Raw genomic sequence first — 26,027 nt, forward strand, 5'->3', positions numbered from 1 at the left:
AATCAAAGTAGGGGCGAAAGTAATTGTTATTTTAAATTTTATAATTGATAATGATTATTATTACCATAATAGAGTGTTTATTTTATGAAAACGTGTAATAACAATCCTACTTCTCGTCTTTGGCAACTTGCTTTTCGATATAAAGTACTCATCATTTTATCTTGTTTATTTTCAATCTTAAGCGTCGCTACTGCTTTTATTCCTTTTATTTCAGTATATTACATTGTTTATGAAATTATTATCAGTCTAACCAACAACACAACATTAAATAATCAACTTATTATCGATTATGGGTGGGTAGCTTTTATTGCTGCGGCATCATCTATATTTTTAAATTTTGTTGCACTTTGTCTCTCGCATATTGCTGCGTTTAAAACTCTTTATCATTTAAAATACAATTTTATTCGATACTTATCATGTTTACCTCTCGGATTTTATACTAAACATTCAAGTGGCGAATTACGAAAAATTGTTGATGATGATATTGAAAAAATAGAGATTTTTATTGCACACCAATTGCCTGATATGATTGGCTCATTTGCTACTCCAATTATTATTTTTATTATTTTAGCCATTTTCGATTGGCGTTTAGGTTTGGCAACATTGGTACCAATCATTTTAGCTTATATTGTTTTGAAAAGCGGTTATCGTCGTAAAGAAATTAAAAACAATATGCAAGAGTTCCAAACCCGATTAATTGATATGAGTAATGCATCAGTTGAATATATTCGTGGTATAACAGTGGTTAAAGCTTTTAATCAAACTTTCTTTTCTTTTAAACGCTTTTATGAATCGATCAAAGCTTATCAACAATATTGCCTTAAGTTTATAGATTGTTTTAAATATCATATGGCACTATTTTTGCTCATATTAAATAATATCTATCTTTTTATTATTCCAGTAATGATTTTATTACTAGGTACAACAGAAAATTATGCCAATTTTATTTTGTCATCTATTTTCTATTTAATTTTCTCATTAGCTTTACCTGCGCCTTTTTTCAAACTTTTATATGTATCACAAGGTTTTCAAAGAGCAGTTAAAAGTGTTGAAAATATGGATAATGTCCTCAATATAAAATCATTGGCTGAACCTGAATCAGGTCTTGAAGTTGATAATTATGACATTTGTTTTAACGATGTTACATTCTCTTATAATGAGAATAAAGATAATGATTCTTTAGAAAGTAATGCCCTCAATCACATCTCTTTTACTGCCAAACAGGGAACAACCACCGCATTAGTTGGGCTTTCTGGTAGTGGCAAAAGTACCATTTCATTACTTATTCCGCGCTTTTTTGATCCTGGAGAAGGATCAATAACCATTGGTGGTGTAGATATCAAACAAATGAGTAGTGAATATTTATTGTCATTAGTTAGCTTTGTGTTTCAAGATGTTTTTCTCTTTAAACAAACAATTTTAGATAATATTAAAATCGGCAAACCAGACGCCGATCTAGACGAAGTTATTGCCGCGTCTAAAGCTGCTCAGTGTCATGATTTTATTGAAAAATTACCAGATGGCTATCAGTCTGTAATAGGCTCTAAAGGATTGCATTTGTCTGGGGGAGAAATGCAACGATTAGCAATTGCTCGAGCATTACTAAAAAACTCACCTATATTGATTCTTGATGAGGCTACATCTTTTGCTGATCCTGAAAATGAATACAAAATTCAACTTGCCTTAAAAGTATTAATGGAAGGTAAAACCGTTATTATGATTGCTCATCGTCTATCAACAATAAAAGATGCCGATCAAATTGTGGTATTAGATAAAGGAAGTATTGTTGAAAAAGGAACCCACCAACAACTTATTGATAAACAAAATACCTATTACAAAATGTGGCAATATTACAGACAAACATTAGATTGGCAAATGGATCAGCCAAAATCTACTAAAAATTGTCATTCAGATCACTCTTGTCATAATGATGGAGTTGCACATGTTTAAAAAAATATTGATGTTGTCAGATATAGAAAGTAAAAATCTCAATCAAGCTATCATTGCTTGTACCTTATCCAATTTGACATTAATGTTGCCCTTTGTAATTTTATTACAGGTAATCATGTTGTTAATTGAGCCTTTAACTAATCAAATACCAGTGAATGTTTATTATCTTTGGATAATGGCAGGCTTAGGCGTGTTATCGGCAATTTTGTTCTTAATCTGTTATAAAAGAGAATATAAAAAGACTTACGCTAATGCTTTTAGTCAAGCGGCCAATACTAGAATTGCGGTTGCTGAAAAACTTCGCAAATTACCACTAAGCTTTTTTAATCGAAAAGATCTTTCTGAACTTACTGCAAATATTATGGGTGATTGTGCGGTTATTGAAAATATGCTTAGTCACGTTATACCGCAATTAATAGGATATTCCGTTAGTAGTCTAATAACTTGTTGCTTATTAGCATTCTATGATTGGCGGATGTCTGCAGCTATTTTTTGTACTCTGCCGATTGCTATTATTATTGTTGTTGCCGGTAAGAGACTTGAACAAAAATTGGGTGAAAAACATGTTCAAGCTAAATTAGCCGTTTCCGATGAGGTTCAAGAATATCTCGATGGTATAAAAATCATAAAAGGTTTTGGGTTAAGTGGTAAAAAATTCCAGCGCTTAGATAAAGCTTTGAAAAATATGATGTGGGCATCAATTAAGTTTGAAGGAATAGGTGGAATTATTGTTACTTTGTCTACTATGACATTACAAGTGGGTCTAGGTATTGTTGTTTTACTCGGAGTAACTTTAATGGTTTCTGGAAGTTTGGATCCAATTACTTTTATTGCCTTTGTAATTATTAGCTCACGAATTTATAGTCCTTTAATTTCAGTTTTAACATTATTACCTGAACTGTTCTATATGCTGGTTTCTATCGATAGAATGAAGAGTCTGCAAAATGAGACTATTATGGAAGGTAAAGATGAGGTGACTTTTACTAATTATAATATCAATATTGATCAGATTAATTTTTCCTATAACCAGACAAGTGTTATTAATAATGTAAGTTGCACTATACCTGAAGGAAAAATGACAGCACTAGTTGGACCATCTGGTAGTGGTAAAAGTACTTTATTACAGTTGATTGCACGTTTCTGGGATGTAACTTCAGGAAAAATTACTATAGATAATCAAGATATTAAGCAAATAGATCCGGAAACATTAATGCATTCAATGGCTTTTGTTTTTCAGCAGGTGGTATTGTTTGATGATACTATCATGAATAATATTCGAATTGGTAGGCATAATGCTACTGATGAAGAGGTAAAACTAGCGGCTAAAATTGCTAGATGTGACGAACTAGTTGCTCGATTACCAGATGGTTGGAATACATTAATTGGTGAAAACGGTAGTAAACTTTCTGGTGGTGAACGACAACGTATCTCAATTGCGAGGGCATTATTAAAAAATGCACCTATTATTTTGCTTGATGAAGCTACCGCTTCTTTGGATCCAGAAAATGAAGTTTATATTCAAGAAGCCATTGCTAATCTAGTAAAAGATAGAACTGTCATTGTTATTGCTCATCGCTTAAAAACTATCATTGGTGCTGATAATATTATTGTCTTAGATCAAGGTTCAATTGTAGAACAAGGCAATTATCAGCAATTAATGGCTAAAAATGGCTTATTTACTAAGCTTTACAGCCTACAAAAACAGACATTTTCGATTACTTCATGACAGGCTATATTTATCAACTTAATCAGTATATCATATAGCAAAATAACTGATAAAAAACAGACAAATGAGTAACGAAATTGAATTAAAGTTTCAAATCAATCAAAGTGATATAGAGCAGTTACAAAATTACTTAAATCAATGGGTTTGTTGTGATGAAGCTGAGTTTTCATCGCAACAACATTTGGTTAGTCAATTAAATCTGATTAACACTTATTACGATACTGAAGATCATTTTTTACGACTTAATGGTTGTGGTCTTCGAATTCGAACTACAGAAACTGAGCAAAGTAAGTGTTTTGAAATTACCTTAAAATCAAAAGGTAATTCTGTAGGTGGGTTACATGAACGCATTGAAATTAATCAACCTTTACCTAATGATAAGCTCGATTTAAGTGTCCTACCGAAAGAGGCATTACCTAATGGATTAACGCAGTTAAGGCCTCTTTTTACCACCAATTTTAAACGGCAAACTTGGCTGATTTCATTTGCCAATAGCGAAATTGAAGTTGCTTTAGATTTGGGGCAAATTACCTCAAATGGTCAATCTATGCCAATACAAGAGGTAGAGTTAGAAATCAAACAAGGCAATAAGCAAGATTTGCTCAACTTTGCGATCGAATTAAGTCGCTTTAACTTACATCTATTTTCTCAGAGTAAGGCTTCTCGGGGCTATCGTTTATTAGATAACTTAACCTTAACTCCTACTGTTCTTTGTTCACAAATTGAGCAAGATTTAGCCGATCTACTAAACTTTTGGCAACAAAATGAAGAATATGCTTTAGCAAATAATGATTTAATTTTTTATAAACAGCTACTTATTCAAATAAACGAGATACTTATTAACAAAAATCTGCAAATTGAGCCTGAATTTAAACAGTGGCAAATGGCGATACCATTTATTGACTCGATTAAACAGTTTGCTTATTGCGAGGTGAATACCAAGTTCAAGTTGATGTTAATGGCTGAAATAAATAAAAAATAGGTATACGAATTAAAATGAAAACAACCCTCTTTAAATTACCACTATTATTAGTGGTATTTTATTGGTTATTATATAGTGTTTTTACCGTTATTTATCTTACTAGATTTGATAACGATTTTATATCGTTATATGTTGGGACTGACCAAATTGCCTTGAAAATTGTTAAGCAAGTTTTAATCAGTTTTTTTCTTCAAATACCTAATTCAGTAGTTCTTTTTACTATTTCCACAATAGCATTTAATCAGTATTCCATTTCCATAATTAATCGGAAAAACATTATTAATACCTTCTTAGTTGCCATATTTATTGTATTAAGCGATATGGTTTTTCGCTTGAGTTACTACTCTTATAGTTATGATTGGATTGTGTCTAAACTAAGATTTTTAAATATTAATGATGGAGATAATTTTTCGGCATATATATTTCATCTCGCAGAGCATCTCATTTTCTATTTTTTTATAACACTTTGTACTTATCTTAGTATTAAATTATGCAAAAAAAATTATATTTGTAACCAAATCATATTAACCGAAACAGAAAGTCAGAAGTTACATATGGTGTTATTCATCTGTTTTTATAACTGTTTCTTTATAACCATGTCATATTTGTTGCTTTTCGATGGTATGTATTACAGTTTAAGTAACCTGATTTTCTCTATAGTCTTATTGGCGATATTTTTATCAATAGTAAATTTAATTGGTTATTTCTTGCTAAGAAAATGCTTTACAGCGGTAACAGAAATTTTGGCTTTAAAAAAGGTAATTTTTAGTTCGCTTATTACCTTTATATTAAACTGCCTTTTATTAATACTTATTCTATACATTTACAACTATATCTATAATTTCCTACCATTCGATATTATCTCTAATACTTTTAAATTGTTCTACTTATGGATGTTTTTAATTACTTTGTTGATTTCAAGTTGTCTATTGGTAAGAAAGATGACAAAGTTGTTTTTTGATAAACATTAACCCGCTATTCGAATCAAAGAATATAACATTGTTATTGGCCATTACGTTATAACCAATAACAATGATAAGGTAAACAAGCAATATAAGACCTAACGATAGTCAGCAGTTATAGTTTTATCGGTAAACAGATTGCGAAAAAGTATCAATACTGTTTTTCGCGATTTGTTTAATAAAAAGATAGGTGAACTTAAAAAGTCATTTATAATATTTAATTAGGTGATTTTATGTATATATAAATATTTTAAGTGAGTGCTAATTATGTCCCAGCCAAGCTCGTTAGTTTCACCATTAATTGTTGAGCAAAAACAAAAGATTATATCCCAATTGTCACAATGTGATGCAAAAGAGGTGCTCGATAACCTTGATATTTTGCTGCAAAGTGATTTTCTGGTTGATGCTTTTTATCGATTTCCCGAGTGGCTGACAGATATTATTACTTACCCCCCTCAAGCTGATGAAAGATGTTTCTATCAACAATGGTTAAATGAAAGACTAGTATCAGTATTTGATGAATTAGCTCTAATGAAAGTATTAAGATTATTTAGGCGTTATATTCTGATAAGGCTTGAATGGTCACAATTAACCCGCACAAGTAGTGATGAGCAGATTTTATTACAACTCTCGCAGTTAGCTGAAGTGATTATTATCACTGCACGTGATTGGCTTTATGAGCTTAGTTGTAAAGAATGGGGAACGCCATGTAATTTACAAGGACAAGCACAACCTTTACTTATCTTAGGTATGGGAAAATTAGGTGGTGGCGAACTTAATTTTTCCTCCGATATTGATCTTATTTTTACCTATCCTGAGCATGGTCAAACACAAGGTGGCCGGCGAGAATTAGATAATGCGGTGTTTTTTACCCGTTTAGGGCAACGCTTAATTAAAACACTAGACCAAATTACCGAAGATGGTTTTGTCTACCGCGTTGACATGCGTTTACGTCCGCTTGGCGATGGCGGTCCGCTGGTTTTAAGTTTTTCTGCTATGGAAGATTATTATCAAGAGCAGGGCAGAGACTGGGAACGTTATGCCATGGTAAAAGCTAAAATACTTGGTGATCAGCAAGATCCTTACACCAAAGAGCTTTACCAAATGTTAAAACCATTTGTTTACCGCCGTTACATTGATTTCAGTGTATTGCAGTCATTACGAAATATGAAAAGTATGATAGAGCGTGAAGTTCGGCGTCGAGGTTTGACTAACAATATCAAACTTGGTGCAGGTGGTATTCGTGAAATTGAATTTATTGTACAAGTTTTTCAACTTATACGAGGTGGACGTGTTGTAGGTCTACAAACTCGCTCATTATTAAATGCCTTACAAGTAATAGAACAAGAATCGTTACTTAGTGTTAATGAAGTAGATACTTTACGAGAAAATTACTTTTTCTTACGCCGTTGTGAAAATTTACTCCAAGCGATATATGATGAGCAAACGCAAACTCTACCAGAAGATGAATTAGACCAAATACGTTTAGCAATCGGCATGAATTTTAGTAACTGGAACGAATTTGTAACGGAACTCACTCGAAGAATGCAATTTACTCGACAAATTTTCAATCAGCTTATCGGTGATGAATCAACAGAAACAGTTCATAACGTAAACAACGACCAATATGCTGATCTTTGGGTACCAGATTTACAATTAAGTGACGTTACTTCGGTATTAACCAACTATGCACATGATGATGCTGAAAAGCTCTATCAGATGCTTTGCCAATTTCGTGATGATATCGGTAAAAGGACGATTGGTGTTCGCGGCCGAGAAATCCTTGATCAGCTAATGCCAAGATTATTGGAGTCGGTTTGTAATGATAAGCATGCGCTAATCGTATTGTCGCGGATTTTACCGCTATTAGTGAATATTGTTAGTCGAACAACGTATTTAGAATTACTGCTTGAATACCCAACCGCATTGAAGCAACTAATTCGATTATGTAGTGCTTCGCCAATGATTAGTGAACAGCTTGCACATTATCCAATCCTATTAGATGAACTAATAGATATTAACTCACTTTATCAAACTGTTGCACCTAATGAATACAAAAGCGAACTTTATCAATATTTACTGAGAATTCAGGTTGATGATGAAGAACAACAACTTGAGGCATTAAGGCAGTTCAAACAGATGCAACTACTGCATATAGCTGCGGCTGATGTTGAACAAGTATTAAATACTATGAAAGTAAGCGATCATTTGACCTATGTTGCAGAATCACTAATTGATTTTGTTGTGCAAATGGCATGGAATCAAATGGTTGCTCGTTATGGAATACCCGCACATTTAACCGATAATCAAAAAGGCTTAGTTATTATTGCTTATGGTAAATTAGGTGGCTTAGAATTAGGATATGGTTCAGATTTAGATCTGGTATTTCTTCACGACTGTCCAGCCGATAGCATGACCAATGGGGATAAACAGATTGATAGCCGCCAATTTTATTTGCGATTGGTGCAGCGAATCATTCACCTATTTAATGTCCGCACAAGCTTTGGAATTCTCTATGAAGTTGATGTTCGTTTACGTCCACAAGGTGATGCTGGTTTATTAGCTTGTAGTTTAAATGCATTTTATGACTATCAAATGCATGAAGCTTGGACATGGGAGCATCAAGCACTGGTTCGAGCAAGAGCTGTTTATGGTGAAATAGACCTTATTAAACGCTTTAACCAAATCAGACATGATGTTCTATGTAAAAAACGTGAGGAAAATATATTAAAAACCGAAGTCCGAGAGATGCGTGAAAAGATGCGAGCCCATTTAGGTACTACTGAATCTCATCGGTTTAATTTGAAAATTGATGAAGGCGGTATTGGTGATATTGAATTCTTATCTCAATATCTGGTACTAAACTATGCACATCAATACCCTAAAATGACCACATGGAGTGATAACGTACGAATTCTAGAGTTAGCGGCAAATTATCAAATTATGGATAGTCAAGAAGCAGAGCAACTAACTAAAGCTTATATTGATATGCGTAATGAAATACATCAATTATCATTACAACTTTTACCTAGCACCGTTGATGATTCCTGTTTTAAATCAGAAAAACAGATTGTTAACCAAAGCTGGTTAAAATGGCTTAAATAATAATTAGCCTGAATATAATTATGATTAATTAAGATCGTTAATAAATATAAATTTTAGGTGATTTATCGGCGATATAGATTATCACCGATAAAAAGATAATTTATAGAGAATAGCTAATTGCTAGTTAGCCTCTTTCCACAGAATTAGATCTTGATCGTCGAGTTCTGACGCATCAAATCCGACCATGGCTGGCAATTCTTCACGGTCAAAGGCTAAATCGCCACCATTGATATCAATATCACCTTTCTTAATCCCTTTGAAATCGTAAAGATTGGTATCACATAAATGCGAAAGGGTGATATTTTGTGTAGCACGAAACATGGTTTCGATACGGCCAGGAAATTTCTTATCCCAATCATTTAGCATCTCTTTGATCACTTGCCGTTGTAAATTAGGCTGTGAACCACAAAGATTACAAGGAATGATAGGAAACTGTTTTATTTCAGCATATTTTGCAATATCTTTCTCTTTGCAATATGCAAGAGGTCGAATAATAATATGCTCACCTGAATCATTCATCAATTTAGGTGGCATAGCCTTAAGTTTGCCGCCATAAAACATATTTAAAAACAAGGTTTCCAAAATGTCATCACGATGATGTCCAAGCGCTATTTTGGTTGCACCAAGTTCAGTTGCAGTGCGATATAAAATACCACGTCGAAGCCGAGAACAGAGTGAACATGTAGTTTTGCCTTCAGGGATTTTTTCTTTAACAATTCCATAAGTATTTTCTTGGACAATTTTATATTCAATACCTAAGGATTCTAGGTATTGAGGTAAAACATGCTCTGGAAATCCTGGCTGTTTCTGATCTAAATTAACGGCAACTAATTCAAATTGCACTGGAGCACTGATTTTTAAATTAATAAGAATGTCTAGCAATGTATAACTATCTTTACCGCCTGATAAACAGACCATTATACGATCGCCTTCTTCAATCATATTAAAATCAGCGATTGCTTCGCCAGTAAGACGGCGTAAGCGTTTATGTAATTTATTTTGATTGTATGTATTCATCACGATTTAATTGATTATTCCGCTCGGCTCATATATCGGCGTTCAGCAATATGAATTTTAACTTTTTCGTGGTTATCAATATATTCAGGTACTTGAATAACAAGACCAGTAGAGAGTGTAGCCGGTTTAGTGCGTGCACTTGCCGACGCACCTTTAATACTTGGCGACGTTTCAATGATTTCAAGTTCAACAGTTTGTGGTAATTCTAAAGCCACAACTTCACTTTCAGCCATTAAAACTTGAATGCCATCCATACCACCTTCAGGGATAAATAGCAGTTCTTCTTCAATTTGATCTTTCTTAAAAATAAACGGCGTATAGTCTTCATTATCCATAAACACATATTCATCACCGTCAATATAAGAAAAGCTAACAGGGCGTCGAAATAATTCGATAGTATCTAAAATATCATCACCTTTAAAACGTTCTTCAACTTTACCGCCAGATTTCACATCGGTAAAACGCATTTTATAAAGGGTACTAGCACCACGTGCACTAGGACTTTGAACATCAATCTCTTTCACCAATAATAGTTTGCCATTATAGGTGACCGCATCACCACGTTTTATTTCATTTGCTTTAGCCATAATACTTTCTTCATGTTTAATAGAGTTAAAAATTTAGCTCGCTATTTTACCCTTAACTTGCTATTGTCACCATTAAAATTTATAAAACAACAACAAATTCCTCTAAATCCAATGACTGATTCATTTAAATGTCGTAAAAATTGCGGTGCATGCTGTATTGCGCCATCAATTTCATCTACTATACCTAGTATGCCTAATGGTAAACCAGCTGGGATTGCCTGTTTTCATTTAGATGAGAATTTTCAATGTAAATTATTTGGTAATGCTAGTAGACCTCTAGTCTGTAGTCGTTTAAAACCTTGTTTTGAAATGTGTGGAACAAATCGCGATCAAGCGATGGATTATTTAACTCAATTAGAACAGTTAACTAGCAACTAAGTATTGCGAATATTTAACATATCAGTTGTATTATTAGAATTATTTATCTCGCAAAGAAATTTTTTTGATACACTTCAACGCAATTTATCAGCTAATGATAAATATCGGAATAAATTATTTTAAATCAGTTATTAACCTAGATATAAAGCATAAGGTAGTAACTAAGTATATTTAGAATCTGTTTAACAAGAAGAAAATTGATATGAATAATAAATTAAAGCGTGATTTAAAAGCCCGTCATTTAGCGATGATAGCCATTGGTGGCTCCATCGGTACCGGGTTATTTGTCGCTTCAGGCGCTACTGTTGCACAAGCAGGTCCTGGTGGTGCACTACTTTCTTATGCCATTATCGGCATAATGGTTTATTTTTTAATGACTAGTTTGGGTGAGCTTGCTGCTTATCTTCCGGTTTCTGGGACATTTGCGACCTATGGATCACGCTATGTAGATGAAGCTTTTGGTTTCGCTATTGGTTGGAACTACTGGTATAACTGGGCAATAACAGTTGCCGTTGACTTAGTTGCGGCACAGTTAGTGATCTCCTATTGGTTTGATGCTGGTGCTTATAGTTGGTTATGGAGTTTATTGTTCCTAACTATTATCTTCTGCTTGAACTATATTTCTGTAAAAGGCTTTGGTGAAGCTGAATTTTGGTTCTCATTAATTAAAGTCGTCACTGTGATTTTATTTATTGTAGTTGGTTTATTAATGATTATTGGCATTTTAAAAGGTGCTGAAACTGCTGGTTGGCAAAACTGGCAAGTTGGCGATGCTCCATTTGTTGGCGGTTTTTCCTCAATGATTGGTGTTGCGATGGTTGTTGGTTTCTCATTCCAAGGTACTGAGCTAATTGGTATAGCTGCAGGAGAATCAAAAGATCCAGAAAAAAACATTCCAAAAGCAATGAAACAAGTGTTTTGGCGAATATTATTATTTTATATTTTGGCAATTTTAGTTATTAGTTTAATCATCCCATATACTGATCCTAACTTACTACGTAATGATGAAACTGATATCAGCGTAAGTCCATTTACTTTAGTTTTTCAGCATGCAGGACTATTATCTGCAGCAGCTATTATGAATGCGGTGATTTTAACTTCAGTTCTTTCTGCAGGTAACTCAGGGTTATACGCTTCAACCCGTATGCTATATGCTTTAGCTAAAGAAGGTAAAGCACCGAAGATCTTCGGAAGATTATCTTCATCTGGTGTACCTGATATGGCATTATTTGCGACAACATTAGTGGCTATGCTTTGCTTCTTAACCTCGCTATACAAAGATCAGGAAGTTTATTTATGGCTACTTAATATGTCAGGTATGACAGGGTTTATTGCTTGGCTTGGTATTGCTATTAGCCATTATCGTTTTAGAAAAGGCTACATAGCACAAGGACATGATCTAAATAAATTACCATATCGTTCGAGTTGTTTCCCATTTGGCCCTATTTTTGCCTTTATACTTTGTTTGACGATAACATTAGGTCAAAATTATGAAGCATTTTTACAAGAGACCATTGATTGGAACGGTGTCATTGCCACTTACATTGGTATTCCATTATTTCTTTCGATTTATTTTGGTTATAAAATCGTTAAAAAGACTAAATGGATAAAGTATGAGCAAATGGATTTTTCTCAAATGGATTAATTAGATAGTAACCTAAATTATGACTTGCACTTCCGTCGACTTTAGTCGACGGAATTGTATTAAAAAAGAGAAAATAACTAATCAACTTATTAGTTAATAATGTAAAACAACAAGCGTGATAACTATATTAACGACTACGGAATATGATACGTGCTTTTGAAAGATCGTAAGGTGTCATTTCTACCGTTACTTTATCACCAGTTAGAATTCGAATATAGTTCTTTCTCATCTTTCCAGAAATGTGTGCAGTAACAACATGACCGTTTTCAAGTTCAACACGAAACATCGTGTTCGGAAGAGTATCAAGAATAGTACCTTGCATTTCAATGTTATCTTCTTTTGCCATTGGGGCCTCTTAATATTAAATACAAATTAAATACACTCAAATTAAAAAACATCATTCTCATTTTCTTTACGATTAACTAGAAAAGCGAATTAATCAAACTCAACTAAATTACCAAAATGTTTTTTGATCAAGATAAAGTGATTGATTTGAGTATAAACACAGAACAGCTACATTTAAATTATCTAAATATAGCGGCGAAATAATGCCGAAAAAACTCTCAGATGTAAAGTCATTTCTAACATTTCTTTGCATTATAGAGCCTATTTTCATGTATATATTGCCAAACTTTAGGCGATAATAACTTTTCACAGCTTTGTTGATTATCAATATTTTGTCGGATTTCTGTTGCTGAAATTGCTTCAAGCGGAGTATTAGCAAAGTAAATATAGCCATTAGGACATTGATGTAATGTTTGACTAACTTGGGTTTGGTGTTGATAAATCCATTGTTGTAACTTGGTATCACAAGAGGTTTGAGCATAACCAGGCCGCTTACATATTAGCAAATGACAATAATCAAGTAATTTTTGCCATTCTTTCCATGTTGGTAAACTAAGCAAAGAATCTTGCCCCATTATAAAAGCTAAACTTTGCTGAGTACCATTTTGCTGACGCCATGATTTGAGAGTATCAATGGTAAAAGAGGGCTGATTGATTAGCGTTGGTTCTAATTCTCGAGTATCAATTGAAAATAGAGAATAATCAGCTATAGCCAGCTCCAACATAGCTAAACGTTGCTCAGTATTGGCCTCAGGTTGTGGTTTATGAGGTGGAATTCGGTTAGGTAACAGATTAATTTTAGTCAATCCTACCTCTTTGGCTAAGGCTAAAGCTGGGCGTATATGTCCATAATGGATTGGATCAAAGGTTCCACCAAATAACGCAGTTAGCACTTATTTAGCCCCATAAACTGCATAGTTAAACTCAACAGCGCATCCCAGACAGGTAAATCATTATTATGTTTTAGACTAATTTCAATGTCGGTTAAAGTCGCTAGTAGGGCGAATAATGCTTTGATATCAAAACGATTCAAATAATAGCTATACATGGTTCTTCTATTTTGCCACACTCTGTATTCGTCAAAAACTTGACGAGGTGATTTTTCGGCCAAAGCTAATTTTAAATTGATCAACAAAATCAATTCACGTTGAATAATCCGCATCAATATTAATGGCTCAAAGTCATTCATTTTTAGCTGTTGTAAAACATGTGTTGCACGTTTTGCTTTATGGGAAAGCATTGCATCAATCCAATGAAAAGGCGTAAATATTGCTGAATCATTAATATTTGATTCAACTTGCTCATAAGAAATAGTTTGATTGGGATAGAGTAAATTTAATTGTTCAATAAGCTGTGTCAACGCCAACAAATTACCTTCATAATAATAGCTAAGTAACTCAATCGCAGGAGATTCAATAACTATTTGCATTTGTTGCAAATAGCTTTTGATCCATTGTGGTAATTGTGCTGCTTCAGGTGTTGAACAATTCACTACCACTAATTTGTCAGATAAAGCCTTATACCATGATGCATTTTCTTGGTTCTTAGTGATCTTAACTAGACTAATTATCAAGCCAATATCAGGCGTCAACATTTCACATAATGTATTTAATCTTGCCGCGACCGAAACATTTAACACACCTTCTCCAATATCTATACAGAGTAAAGTCTTGCTTGAAAATAGATTCATTGCTTGGCAACTATCATACATTGCCGACCAATCTGTTTGGCTATTTATGGTAAAAGAAAGTTGCTCGTCATATTGAGCTTGCTTAAAAGCATAACGTAATTGAGTTTGTACATAATGTTGCAGATAAGGATCGCTACCTAAAATTAAATAATAAGGCGATCCTAATTGCTGGGTTATTTTTTCAGCACTAATTTTTATCATAACAAGTCGTTAGTTTGCTGCATCAACTGCTTTCAATTTACGGATGATGTCTTTAGCTGCTTGCTTATACATTTCATCTTCAATCAAATTTTGTTCTACAGTTTTAGCCAATGCAGCTGCTGGATTATCGAAGAAGGTACGGAATATACGAACAGTAATTGGATGAATTTGTTCGCCAGCGATGACTACTTGAGCTTGAATAGCCAATACTAACTGATATTCCGCAGCTTTACCATCTTGATAGATTGATATAGTGCTTCTATCCAATGAATCACTGACTATGCGTAATGATGGATATTTAGCTTTATTATTGGCTTCAGCTAATGTAACCCCATTATCGCGTAGCAACTCTTTAATATCCCTTGACAATCGGCCGTATGGATCACCACTCTCATAAGACAGTGTCTTAAAGCGAGCAGGAACTTCGGGTTCATATTGCAAATGAAAACCGCATCCAGACAACAATATTGTCAATAACATCAAAGCCAAATATTTTTTCATTGGTATCATCACCTATATCTTAGTTATATCCAACATTATTAACTTACAACCAAATTCAATAATTTGCCTGGCACATAAATAACCTTACGAATAGTTGTATCAGCTAAATATTTTTGAATGTTTGGTTCTTGCTTCGCTTGCTCTACTACAAAATCTTGTTCGGCATCCGCAGGAACGGTAAATTTACCACGCACTTTACCATTGATTTGTACCACAATTAATTTTTCATCTTCAACCATTGCTGACTCATCAGCAGTAGGCCATGACGCATTATCAATGGTTTCACTATTACCTAATGCTTGCCACATAATAAAACAAGCGTGAGGCATCATAGGATAAAGTAATCTAACAACTGCATTTAATGATTCATCCATTAACGCACGGTCTTGATCTGTATCTTGTGGCGCTTTTTGTAGGCGATTCATAAATTCCATTACTGCTGCGATTGCGGTATTGAAGGTTTGGCGGCGACCAATATCATCACTGACTTTAGCAATCGTTTTATGTAGTTCACGACGTAAAGCTTTTTGATCGGCAGTCAATTTAGATAGATCAAGAGTTGTTGTTTTACCTAGTTGAGCATGTTCATATACTAAACGCCATACACGTTTAATAAATCGATTAGCACCTTCTACACCAGATTCTTGCCATTCAAGCGTCATATCGGCTGGAGAGGCAAACATCATAAATAATCTAACGGTATCTGCACCATATTTTTCAACCATCTCTTGCGGGTCGATACCATTATTTTTCGATTTAGACATTTTTGTCATACCAGCATGAACAAGTTCATTACCTTTGCTATCTGTGGCTTTAGCAATACGACCTTTGTCATCACGTTCAATAGTGACTTCAGTTGGTGAAACCCAAATTCGTTCATTGGTAGGGCTGGTGTAATAGAACGCATCAGCTAAAACCATACCTTGGCATAACAAGCGTTTAGCCGGTTCGTCTGATTTCACTAAACCAAAATCACGCATTAATTTATGGAAGAATCTAAAATAGAGTAAATGCATAATTGCATGTTCAATACCACCAACATATTGATCAACAGGCAACCAATAATTTGCTGCATTTTCATCTAACATACCTTTTTCATAATGAGGGCAGGTATAGCGTGCATAGTACCAAGACGACTCCATAAACGTATCAAAAGTATCGGTTTCACGTAGTGCTGGTTGACCATTAACTGTTGTTTTTGCCCAATTTGGATCTGCTTTAATTGGACTAGTAATACCATTCATTTCAACATTTTCTGGTAAAATGACTGGCAGTTGATCTTCTGGAGTTGGGATTGTTGTGCCATCTTCAAGTGTCACCATAGGAATAGGTGCACCCCAATAACGTTGACGAGAGACTCCCCAATCACGTAAACGATAATTTACTTTACGATTACCAATACCTAATGCGATAAGTTTATCTGCGATGGCATTAAAGGCTTGTTCAAAATTAAGACCGTCAAACTCACCAGAATTAAATAATTTACCATGTTCAGTATAAGCTTGCTCAGAAAGATCGGGCGCTTGATCATCTTGTGTTAAAATAACAGGTTTTATTGGTAGATTATATTTTGATGCAAACTCATAATCACGCTCATCGTGACCTGGCACCGCCATTACGGCACCTGTGCCGTATTCAATTAAAACAAAGTTTGCAATCCAAACTGGAACTTTATCACCAGTTAATGGATGGATAGCAAAAAATCCTGTTGCCATACCTTTCTTTTCCATTGTTGCCATGTCGGCTTCAGCGGTTTTAGTCGTCTTGCATTCAGCAATAAATTCAGCAATTTTTGGATTATTTTGCGCAGCTAACTGAGCGAGTGGATGTTCCGCAGCTACCGAAACAAAACTCACACCCATTAGCGTGTCAGGACGAGTAGTATAAACACGCAACTTGTCGCTATAGTTTTCAACGGCAAAATCAAACTCTACCCCTTCAGAACGACCAATCCAATTTCGTTGCATTGTTTTGACTTGTTCTGGCCAGCTTTCAAGAGTATCTAAGTCATTCAATAATTCATCAGCATATTCAGTGATTTTGATAAACCATTGAGGAATTTCTTTACGCTCAACTGGAGTATTACAACGCCAACAACAACCTTCAACTACTTGCTCGTTAGCTAATACAGTCTGGTCGTTTGGACACCAGTTAACAGCTGAAGTTTTTTTATAAACTAAACCTTTTTCAAATAGTTTAGTAAAGAACCATTGTTCCCATTTGTAATACTCAGGACGGCAAGTTGTCACTTCACGATCCCAATCATAACCAAAACCAAGTAGCTGTAATTGCTTCTTCATGTAAGCAATATTTTCATAAGTCCATTTGGCTGGCGCTGTATTATTTTTAACTGCTGCGCCTTCGGCGGGTAAACCAAATGCATCCCAACCGATTGGTTGTAATACATTCTTACCATTTAAACGTTGGTAGCGCGAAATAGTGTCACCAATTGTATAATTTCGAACATGACCAAGATGTAAACGACCTGAAGGGTATGGAAGCATTGACAAACAGTAATACTTCTCTTTCGATGGATCTTCAGTAACGTGGAATGTTTTGTCTTCTTGCCAATGTTTTTGTACTTTGGCTTCAATTTCATCTGGGCGATATTGTTCTTGCATGACGAATTAATGTCCTATCTATTATTGCTAATAAAAATAATTTGCTAATTGTATTGGTTATTGAGGTGTTTTACAAACGTTATGTGAATTGTAAGATTGATTTATTAGGAATTAAAAGATGTAATTTGGATATTGTGCATTAATAAAAGCGTAAAAAGCGGGCTATGCCCGCTTAGTAAATAATTAGCCACCATTGAATACACTAGTAAACTTGGAGAAGAATGATTTTTGTTCTTCTTTTGGTATGTTTTCCAAATTGGCCTGAATAAGTTGATCAACTTTTTGGCTCTCATCAACTAAACCTAATTCATTGTAAGCATTACGCATCAATAACAGTGCGCTCTTAGTTGAATCAGTATCAGGGAATAAAGCTAACATTTGGGTAACCCGATTAATTACTGCAACATAAGCACCACGTTTAGTGTAATATTGCGATACTTTTAATTCATGACGAGCAATACGGTTTTTCAAAAATACTAAACGCTTTTTGGCATCTGCGGCATAACTACTATTTGGAAAACTAGTTACCAAATAAGTAAAATCTTTAAATGCAGCCATAGCAAACTCAGGATCTCGGTCTGAACGATCGACATTAAACCAACCCTGAATTGTATTGTCATTTTGCGCCATATTTGAAATTCCGCGCATGTAAATTACCCAATCAATATTAGGGTGTGTTGGGTTTAATTTTAAAAAGCGGTCAATTGATGCAATGGCCAGTGGATAATCCGCTGTTTTATAGTAGGCATAAATCAAATCTAATTGAACTTGTTGTGAATAAGGTCCAAATGGATAATTTTTGTCTATAGCCTCTAAAACACTAATACTGGATTTGATATTTCCACTCTCAAGCTCTGTTTTAGCTTTATTGTGGAGCTCAATCTCTGGCACATTTTCAACATCATGCTTTGTACTTGTACAGCCAATTAGCATGCTACTTAAAGCGATAGCTAACAAAGTTTGTAAACGCAATTTCATTCAGTTTTCAATCCAAAATATAATTAAACATTAAAGGCGATGATTAGTATATAATACTCTAAAACATAACAGCTTAAAATAGATAAATTACACATGCATAAGTTAAAACTTTCATCTGAAATCGAACAAACCCAGCTTGGAATGCGTTTGGATCAGGCTTTGTCCGAGCTTTTCCCTGATTACTCAAGGTCAAGAATTAAAGAATGGATCGTAAATAATAAAGTATTAGTTAACAATAATATTGTAAATAAACCCAAAGATAAAGTACTTGGTGGCGAAAAAATAATTATTGAAGTTGAAATTGAAGAAGAAACTTATCACCAACCAGAAGATATAAAACTTAATATCGTTTATGAAGATGATCATATTTTGGTTATTAATAAACCTCGAGATTTAGTGGTTCATCCTGGTGCTGGAAATCCAAATGGTACCGTATTAAACGCATTACTTTATCACTATCCAGATATCTCACGAGTACCAAGAGCAGGCATTGTCCATCGTCTAGATAAAGATACCACAGGATTAATGGTGGTTGCTAAAACCATTGAAGCACAAACTCATTTAGTAGAATCATTACAATTACGAGAAATAACTCGTGAGTATGAAGCGGTTGCTATGGGGATCATTACCGCTGGAGGTAGCGTAGATCAACCAATTACTCGCCATCCAACTAAACGGACCCATATGGCGGTTTTTCCAACCGGAAAACCAGCAGTAACCCATTATCGTGTTATGGAAAAATATCGGTTACATACCCGATTACGTTTAAGACTTGAAACAGGGCGTACCCATCAAATTCGTGTACATATGGCACATATTGCCCATCCATTAGTCGGTGATCCTCTTTATGGTGGTCGACCTAGACCACCGAAAGGTGCTAGCGAATCATTTATCCAAACTTTACGTGATTTTGATCGCCAAGCCTTACATGCCACTATGTTACGTTTATATCATCCAATTACTGGCGAGCTAATGGAATGGCATGCACCAATACCTGATGATATGCAAAAACTAATTCAAGAATTACAATTAGATACCGAACTCCACAAAGATGAACTTGATTGGTAATAGTTATGATTAAATCAATTTATCCCTATTGGCCGGCACCGACAAATATTCGTGCTTTTACTACAACTCGCATCGGTGGTGTGAGTTCTGCACCATTTGATAGCCTAAATTTAGGTAGTCGTACTGGTGATGATTTGAATGATGTTGTTGAAAATCGTCGTCTTATCATTAGTGCTGAAAAAATCCCTAGCGAACCTTATTGGTTAAATCAAACCCATAGCACAACTGTACTTGATATTTCAGAAATTCAACTACAACCAGCACATGGATTGATTGGTAATAGTGAACGTTTTGAAGCTGATGGCTCATATACCCGGCAAGCAAATCAAGTTAGTGTCGTGTTAACGGCTGATTGTATGCCAGTACTATTTTGTTCCGTCGACGGTAATCAAGTCGCCGCTGCCCATGCAGGTTGGCGTGGACTTTGTCATGGTATTTTAGAAGAAACGGCAAAGAAATTTTACTGTAAGGCTACTGATATCATAGTTTGGCTTGGTCCTGCAATTGGCGCTACAAAATTTGAAGTAGGTGGCGAAGTGAAAAAACAGTTTGAAGCTTACGATGCAAACGCGCATCATGCATTTAAACTAATAGATGCCAAACAACAAAAATATTTAGCGGATCTTTATATGATTGCCAAACAGCGATTAAATTCAATCGGTATAAACCAGATTTATGGTGGTAACTATTGCACCCATACCGAGCGAGACTTGTTTTACTCCTACCGTCGAGAAAATAAGACAGGAAGGATGGCAACAATGATTTGGTTTGAATAAAACCACTAAACAAGGCTTCGAATAATCTATTAATCATGATAAAAACAGATCTAGATGATTTGTTTTATCCTTTCTGTCATACCGATAACTAGGTAAAAATCCTTATTCCCTTAATAATGAATCATCATAACTGAAGGTATTTTATCGTATAGGATAATAGTCTATTTTATTTTTATAACCTATAGTGAAAGTTTGCCAATCTAACTATTCAATATTGGCAAATTTATGTGTTTGTAGACTTAGCATCCATTTATTGTCAATACGATTATGATTAATCTTACCTAACAACTCAATGGTATCAAACATATTCATCTCACCATTGACTTCGCAAGGTGACAAATAATAACGCTTAGCTTGAATATGCTGCTCAATATAGTAACAAAAATCGATAAATCCCGTTTGTTTCTCTGCGACAATTCTTACTTCACTAGCTGTTGATTGCAAAATTTTTTGATAACGATGGTGATAACAAAATTTAGGACTCAGTGCAATATAATCAATCAGTGGATCGACTTTACCTAGTCCATTACTCTCAATTGCAATATAGTAAGCAGCTTGTTTTAGATGTGTTAATAATAAAGATAACTCTTTTACCATTGTGGGCTCACCACCGGTAATAATAATATTGCTACTTTTATATTGTTTAACTTTTGCCAGTATTTGCTCTAACGTAAAACGCTGAAATTTGCGGAAATTAGTATCACACCAACTACAGTTTAAATTACAACCGGCAAAACGAATAAAAATAGCTGGCATACCAGTGTTATAACCTTCGCCTTGTAAAGATTCGAAGATTTCAACAATACGATATTCGATCATTTTTCGCTCCGATGATACTCACAATAAGAAGTAGGGGTTTCCCAAAGCTTAATCATCGACACAGGTAGAAATTGTGATAAGTGGTCAAAAATAAATTTACTCATTCCTTCTGCAGTAGTGCGACAAGGAAAAGCAAAAATTTTACGTTGCATTTGCTGTAAAAGCTCTGCTATTTGGCTTTCATTAGCATTATTTTGATTATAAAGATAAGCATGATCGAGTTGGTCGATAATTTGCTGTTTTACAATTGATTTTATGTCAGCATAATCCATTACCATATCAGCACTTGAACCGCTGGTAATAAGTTCATTGCTGATCTCGACTAACAAACGGTAGGTATGACCATGTAGGTTATGACATTTTCCATTGTGCCCATCTAACATATGACAAGCATCAAACTGGAACTCTTTAGCAATTTTAAACATATTTCTTTCCTAGTTTTTTTTCGTGGGATGGATTACGAACCACGGTTAGCTAACCTAACAAAATAAAGCGGCTAATATAAAGGATAACAGCTTAAGTGTCATCCAAATTTACTAAACATTTTTGCTTAAGTGCTGGTTTTTCAAACTACTTTATCTTTTATAAAGACGCGAGTAAAATATAAACGATTTTATTGCAAAAATTCGTCAAAAATATTGTTAATCAGCTCTTGAAATTTATTCTTCCACACTCATTTAGTGATTATGCAAATGGATTGAATGTGTTACACATTTAAACCAAATTTATTGCTTAGGAGATAAATAATATGAGGTTAGATAAACTCACTAACAAATTTCAACAAGCTTTAGCTGATGCGCAATCAATCGCATTAGGTAAAGACAATCAATATATAGAGCCCATCCATGTATTATCTGCCATGCTCAATCAAGAAGGCAGTGGGATTAATCCATTACTGGTGGCGTCAGGCGCAAATATTGCGACATTACAACAAGAATTAAATCAAGCAATTGAACGTTTACCCCAAGTTCAAGGCATTGGTGGTGAAGTTATTCCATCACAAGAATTAGTAAGAATTTTGAATCTATGTGACAAACTAGCGCAAAAAAATGGCGATAGCTATATTTCATCTGAACTATTCATACTAGCTGCGTTAGATGAAAAAGGTAATTTAACTGATATTTTAAAAAGAGCTGGTGTCAGCAAAGACAAATTTAGCCAAGCAGTTAACCAAGTAAGAGGGAGTGATAACGTGAACGATCCTAATGCTGAAGATCAACGTGGTGCATTGAAAAAATACACCATTGATTTAACCGAAAGAGCCGAACAAGGCAAGCTTGACCCAGTCATTGGTCGTGATGAAGAGATTCGTCGTACAATACAAGTATTACAACGTCGAACCAAAAACAACCCAGTACTTATTGGTGAACCAGGGGTAGGTAAAACAGCTATCGTTGAAGGATTAGCACAACGTATTGTTAATCGTGAAGTGCCAGAGGGTTTACGTAACAAACGAGTTTTATCATTAGATATGGGGGCATTAATTGCCGGTGCTAAATATCGTGGTGAATTTGAAGAACGCTTAAAGGCTGTATTAAAAGATATTGCCAAAGCCGAAGGTAGTATTATTCTCTTTATTGATGAAATACATACTATGGTCGGTGCCGGTAAAAGTGACGGTGCAATGGATGCTGGTAATATGTTAAAACCAGCTTTAGCTCGAGGTGAGTTACACTGTGTTGGTGCCACCACACTTGATGAATATCGTCAATATATCGAAAAAGATCCGGCATTAGAACGTCGTTTCCAAAAAGTTTATGTAGCAGAACCGTCAGTTGAAGATACCATCGCAATATTGCGCGGTTTAAAAGAACGTTATGAACTGCATCATCATGTGCAAATTACCGATCCAGCAATTGTTGCAGCTGCAACTTTATCGCATCGTTATATCTCTGATCGTATGTTACCAGACAAAGCGATCGACTTAATCGATGAAGCAGCATCAAGTATCCGTATGCAAATGGACTCAAAACCAGAGTCATTGGATCGGCTTGAACGACGTATTATTCAACTCAAACTTGAACAACAAGCGCTCAAGAAAGAGTCTGATGATGCAAGTAAAAAACGACTTGAGATGTTAAATGATGAACTTGCTGAAAAAGAAAAGGCTTATGCATCACTTGAAGAAGAGTGGAAATCAGAGAAGGCTGCACTTTCGGGTACTCAAAATATCAAGGCCGAGTTGGAAAAAGCACGTACTGAAATAGAACAGGCTCGCCGAATGGGTGACTTAAACAAGATGTCCGAACTACAGTATGGCAAAATCCCCGAATTAGAGAAGAAACTAGCTACAGCCACACAGCTAGAAGGTAAAACCATGAAGTTATTGCGTAACAAAGTCACCGATAACGAAATTGCTGAAGTTTTATCGAAAGCAACAGGTATTCCTGTATCGAGAATGCTAGAGAGTGAAAAAGAAAAACTTTTACATATGGAAGATGCCTTACATAAACGCGTTATTGGTCAAAATGAAGCGGTGGTTGCTGTGGCCAATGCTATTCGTCGTAGTCGAGCAGGGCTTTCTGATCCGAATAAACCGATTGGTTCATTCTTATTCTTAGGACCAACCGGTGTTGGTAAAACTGAACTTTGCAAAACATTGGCTAACTTTATGTTTGACAGTGAAGATGCTATGGTGCGTATCGACATGTCTGAGTTTATGGAAAAACATTCTGTGGCTCGCTTAATCGGTGCACCTCCTGGTTATGTTGGTTATGAAGAAGGTGGTTATTTAACTGAAGCTGTGAGACGACGACCATACTCTGTCATCTTACTCGATGAAGTCGAAAAAGCTCATCCAGATGTCTTTAACATCTTATTACAAGTATTGGATGATGGACGATTAACTGATGGACAAGGTCGAACTGTCGATTTTCGCAATACCGTAATCATCATGACATCTAACTTAGGTTCTGATCTGATTCAAGGTCAAGTCGAACTAAGTTACGACGAGATGAAAGCGTTAGTCATGACCGTAGTAACTAAACACTTTAGACCGGAGTTTATTAATCGTATTGATGAAACAGTGGTATTCCATCCATTAGGACAAGAAAACATCAAAGCAATTGCGAAAATTCAATTAGCTCATGTTGAAAAACGTCTTGATGAGCGTGGATATGAAATGGATATCTCTGATGCTGCACTAGAACAACTAGCTAAAGTTGGCTTTGACCCAATTTATGGTGCAAGACCATTAAAACGTGCAATACAACAAGAGATTGAAAACCCATTAGCTCAACAGATTCTATCTGGAAAATTAGTTCCTGGTAAAACGATTCATCTAGATTTGGATGAAGGTAATATTGTTGCCAAACAGTAAAGCTACTTATTGATTGGTTGTCGAAAATACAACAATATTAAAAAAAGCCAAAAAGCCTGAAAATTAATTTCAGGCTTTTTTTTTATCTATAGCATTAGTATTCTTGATTATAAAAAAATCAAATTTATTTAGTTTGACAAAAAAATTGAGGAAAGGGGTTTTTGACGGTTTATTAAAATTAAGTTGATAGATTTGGAAAGGTTAACTCATTTGAGAATCAGAATATGAAAAGCCTGAAAATTGCTTTTCAGGCTTATTTTTAGTTATCTAAAAAAGGCTTTACTTTATAATGGATTTACATCGGAAAATCTAAAAATATACTCAGGTTCTGTTAACTTACCATCCAAACTTAAACTTGACTCATAGATGCAGGTCTCGTTATCTTTAAAAAAGTTACCTGAAAACTTCACTTTTTGACCTTTTTTCATATTAGCAATTTTATCGAATAAAGGCGTATCAGGTTTAAGTAATGTTTTATGGAACGAATCTGATAATGCATTATTCCAAGTTTTAACATATATTTTTCTGGCAATTTCAATTTCTAATACACCGTAACCATCAGAATTTGAATCAATCTTCTTAATAGTTCCTACCCAATCTTTAACTGACAAATTAGTGATACCGTTACAAATTGCCTTGCTTCTCTCTCTAAGGGCACTGCCTTTTTGCATATCGTTATCAGCTTTTATAGCTTTATCCATAGCAGTTTTACTTGCTTCAATTAATGTAGTTTGATCTTGAGGATATTGGATTTCAGGCGTTGCTTCTTTCTTAGTTTCATCATTCTTACTATTCCCAAAAATAGCTACAATGACTACTAAAATTATAACGGCAAGCAAAATTTTCTTAATTATAGAACTTTTCTTTTTTGGGGTGGTTTCATTGGTCATAAGTCATCCTTTTAATAAAGCAAAAAACTCATTCTAATTAAAAATGATTAAATTTCAAATAAATATTTATATTAATCTCGACCTGATATTTCCAACACACTATATTGTGTGTCTAAAAATAATTAAGCACAATAAACATCAAGATGATCAAATCCCCCCAAAGGAAGCAGACATGATAAAGTTAATTATCACTGATTTAGATGGAACATTTTTAAATGATCAAGGCGATTATGATCGGGATTCAACTATAGCTTTGCTATGCGAAACGCCTTTGATGATATCAAAGCAGTAGCTAAATTTATTACTGGATCAAATAACGAAAGTGCTGTGATGAAAACTATCGAGTGAGGTTAGCATGGCAAACAGGGATGTTTGCCAAGGAGCGTTAAAAGCGAACGAAGGCGGAAGGTAGTCACATCGTGACCACTTGCGTGGTCGCCGCGGGAGATTGTAAAGAGGGTTCGCGC

At 34.8% G+C, this 26,027-nt stretch carries 20 protein-coding genes, 1 pseudogene and 1 riboswitch; of the genes and pseudogenes, 10 read left to right on the forward strand and 11 right to left on the reverse strand.

Annotation, left to right across the window (positions count from 1 at the left end):
- The first annotated feature begins 84 nt into the window (after window positions 1–84).
- The 4 genes from H3T56_RS09850 (at window position 85) to glnE (ending at window position 8,725) form a co-directional block, all read left to right on the forward strand.
- Window positions 85–1,950, forward strand: a complete 1,866-nt coding sequence (locus tag H3T56_RS09850; RefSeq protein WP_198192849.1) for an ABC transporter ATP-binding protein — start codon at window positions 85–87, stop codon at window positions 1,948–1,950.
- Complete coding sequence (locus tag H3T56_RS09855; protein WP_198192850.1) at window positions 1,943–3,676, forward strand: ABC transporter ATP-binding protein; 1,734 nt, start codon at window positions 1,943–1,945, stop codon at window positions 3,674–3,676. Before H3T56_RS09850 ends, H3T56_RS09855 begins: the two co-directional genes overlap by 8 nt.
- Window positions 3,677–3,740: 64 nt before the next feature.
- Window positions 3,741–4,658, forward strand: coding sequence for an inorganic triphosphatase (locus tag H3T56_RS09860; protein WP_198192851.1), 918 nt, complete (start codon window positions 3,741–3,743; stop codon window positions 4,656–4,658).
- 1,229 nt (window positions 4,659–5,887) lie between these two features.
- The gene (glnE, locus tag H3T56_RS09865) at window positions 5,888–8,725 is read left to right on the forward strand and encodes a bifunctional [glutamate--ammonia ligase]-adenylyl-L-tyrosine phosphorylase/[glutamate--ammonia-ligase] adenylyltransferase (protein WP_198192852.1); all 2,838 of its coding nucleotides are present in this window, start codon (window positions 5,888–5,890) and stop codon (window positions 8,723–8,725) included.
- A 120-nt stretch (window positions 8,726–8,845) separates the two neighbouring features.
- On the opposite strand, the gene ttcA is transcribed toward glnE, so the two are convergent.
- The gene (gene ttcA, locus H3T56_RS09870; protein WP_065614280.1) at window positions 8,846–9,742 is read right to left on the reverse strand and encodes a tRNA 2-thiocytidine(32) synthetase TtcA; all 897 of its coding nucleotides are present in this window, start codon (window positions 9,740–9,742) and stop codon (window positions 8,846–8,848) included.
- Window positions 9,743–9,756: 14 nt separating this feature from the next.
- Entirely contained in the window at window positions 9,757–10,329 is a 573-nt protein-coding gene (gene yeiP / locus H3T56_RS09875) for an elongation factor P-like protein YeiP (protein ID WP_034884126.1), read from the reverse strand.
- A gap of 12 nt (window positions 10,330–10,341) precedes the next feature.
- Here yeiP and H3T56_RS09880 point away from each other — a divergent pair, with 12 nt between their 5' ends.
- Both H3T56_RS09880 and H3T56_RS09885 read left to right on the forward strand, forming a co-directional pair.
- On the forward strand, window positions 10,342–10,707 hold the full coding sequence (locus H3T56_RS09880; protein ID WP_108720926.1) for a YkgJ family cysteine cluster protein: 366 nt from the start codon (window positions 10,342–10,344) through the stop codon (window positions 10,705–10,707).
- A 178-nt stretch (window positions 10,708–10,885) separates the two neighbouring features.
- On the forward strand, window positions 10,886–12,352 hold the full coding sequence (locus H3T56_RS09885; RefSeq protein WP_255542244.1) for an amino acid permease: 1,467 nt from the start codon (window positions 10,886–10,888) through the stop codon (window positions 12,350–12,352).
- A 127-nt stretch (window positions 12,353–12,479) separates the two neighbouring features.
- Here H3T56_RS09885 and infA read toward each other — a convergent pair whose 3' ends face one another.
- From infA to bamD, 6 genes and pseudogenes are all read right to left on the reverse strand, one after another.
- Entirely contained in the window at window positions 12,480–12,698 is a 219-nt protein-coding gene (gene infA / locus H3T56_RS09890; RefSeq protein WP_025315083.1) for a translation initiation factor IF-1, read from the reverse strand.
- 235 nt (window positions 12,699–12,933) lie between these two features.
- Window positions 12,934–13,590, reverse strand: coding sequence for a nicotinate-nucleotide adenylyltransferase (nadD, locus tag H3T56_RS09895; RefSeq protein ID WP_034903002.1), 657 nt, complete (start codon window positions 13,588–13,590; stop codon window positions 12,934–12,936).
- The gene (gene holA / locus H3T56_RS09900; protein WP_198192855.1) at window positions 13,584–14,588 is read right to left on the reverse strand and encodes a DNA polymerase III subunit delta; all 1,005 of its coding nucleotides are present in this window, start codon (window positions 14,586–14,588) and stop codon (window positions 13,584–13,586) included. Before holA ends, nadD begins: the two co-directional genes overlap by 7 nt.
- Window positions 14,589–14,597: 9 nt before the next feature.
- Complete coding sequence (lptE, locus tag H3T56_RS09905; protein ID WP_065614278.1) at window positions 14,598–15,089, reverse strand: LPS assembly lipoprotein LptE; 492 nt, start codon at window positions 15,087–15,089, stop codon at window positions 14,598–14,600.
- Between the two features lie 38 nt (window positions 15,090–15,127).
- The gene (leuS, locus tag H3T56_RS09910) at window positions 15,128–17,710 is read right to left on the reverse strand and encodes a leucine--tRNA ligase (protein ID WP_198192857.1); all 2,583 of its coding nucleotides are present in this window, start codon (window positions 17,708–17,710) and stop codon (window positions 15,128–15,130) included.
- A gap of 255 nt (window positions 17,711–17,965) precedes the next feature.
- Window positions 17,966–18,688 (reverse strand): annotated as a pseudogene (bamD, locus tag H3T56_RS09915) (outer membrane protein assembly factor BamD); the annotation flags it as partial.
- A gap of 93 nt (window positions 18,689–18,781) precedes the next feature.
- Here bamD and rluD point away from each other — a divergent pair.
- Both rluD and pgeF read left to right on the forward strand, forming a co-directional pair.
- Window positions 18,782–19,756, forward strand: a complete 975-nt coding sequence (gene rluD, locus H3T56_RS09920) for a 23S rRNA pseudouridine(1911/1915/1917) synthase RluD (RefSeq protein ID WP_065577979.1) — start codon at window positions 18,782–18,784, stop codon at window positions 19,754–19,756.
- Window positions 19,757–19,764: 8 nt separating this feature from the next.
- On the forward strand, window positions 19,765–20,532 hold the full coding sequence (gene pgeF / locus H3T56_RS09925) for a peptidoglycan editing factor PgeF (protein ID WP_086320218.1): 768 nt from the start codon (window positions 19,765–19,767) through the stop codon (window positions 20,530–20,532).
- A 204-nt stretch (window positions 20,533–20,736) separates the two neighbouring features.
- Here pgeF and H3T56_RS09930 read toward each other — a convergent pair whose 3' ends face one another.
- Together H3T56_RS09930 and queD are read right to left on the reverse strand one after the other, a co-directional pair.
- Window positions 20,737–21,351, reverse strand: coding sequence for a 7-carboxy-7-deazaguanine synthase QueE (locus tag H3T56_RS09930; protein WP_198192860.1), 615 nt, complete (start codon window positions 21,349–21,351; stop codon window positions 20,737–20,739).
- Window positions 21,348–21,776, reverse strand: a complete 429-nt coding sequence (gene queD, locus H3T56_RS09935) for a 6-carboxytetrahydropterin synthase QueD (protein ID WP_198192861.1) — start codon at window positions 21,774–21,776, stop codon at window positions 21,348–21,350. Before queD ends, H3T56_RS09930 begins: the two co-directional genes overlap by 4 nt.
- Window positions 21,777–21,779: 3 nt before the next feature.
- A riboswitch (PreQ1 riboswitch) is annotated at window positions 21,780–21,825 on the reverse strand.
- A 274-nt stretch (window positions 21,826–22,099) separates the two neighbouring features.
- Between queD and clpB the strand changes: the two genes are divergently transcribed.
- Window positions 22,100–24,670 carry an ATP-dependent chaperone ClpB gene (clpB, locus tag H3T56_RS09940; RefSeq protein ID WP_086354331.1) on the forward strand — a complete coding sequence of 857 codons (2,571 nt, stop codon included), beginning with the start codon at window positions 22,100–22,102 and terminating at the stop codon, window positions 24,668–24,670.
- Between the two features lie 284 nt (window positions 24,671–24,954).
- Here the strand turns inward: clpB and H3T56_RS09945 are convergent, their stop codons facing one another.
- The gene (locus H3T56_RS09945) at window positions 24,955–25,560 is read right to left on the reverse strand and encodes a hypothetical protein (protein WP_198192862.1); all 606 of its coding nucleotides are present in this window, start codon (window positions 25,558–25,560) and stop codon (window positions 24,955–24,957) included.
- 258 nt (window positions 25,561–25,818) lie between these two features.
- Here H3T56_RS09945 and H3T56_RS11800 point away from each other — a divergent pair, with 258 nt between their 5' ends.
- Window positions 25,819–25,908 carry an HAD hydrolase family protein gene (locus tag H3T56_RS11800; protein ID WP_198192863.1) on the forward strand — a complete coding sequence of 30 codons (90 nt, stop codon included), beginning with the start codon at window positions 25,819–25,821 and terminating at the stop codon, window positions 25,906–25,908.
- Window positions 25,909–26,027 lie beyond the last annotated feature (119 nt).

The organism is Gilliamella sp. W8123 (genome assembly GCF_016101085.1).
GTDB lineage: Bacteria > Pseudomonadota > Gammaproteobacteria > Enterobacterales > Orbaceae > Gilliamella > Gilliamella apis.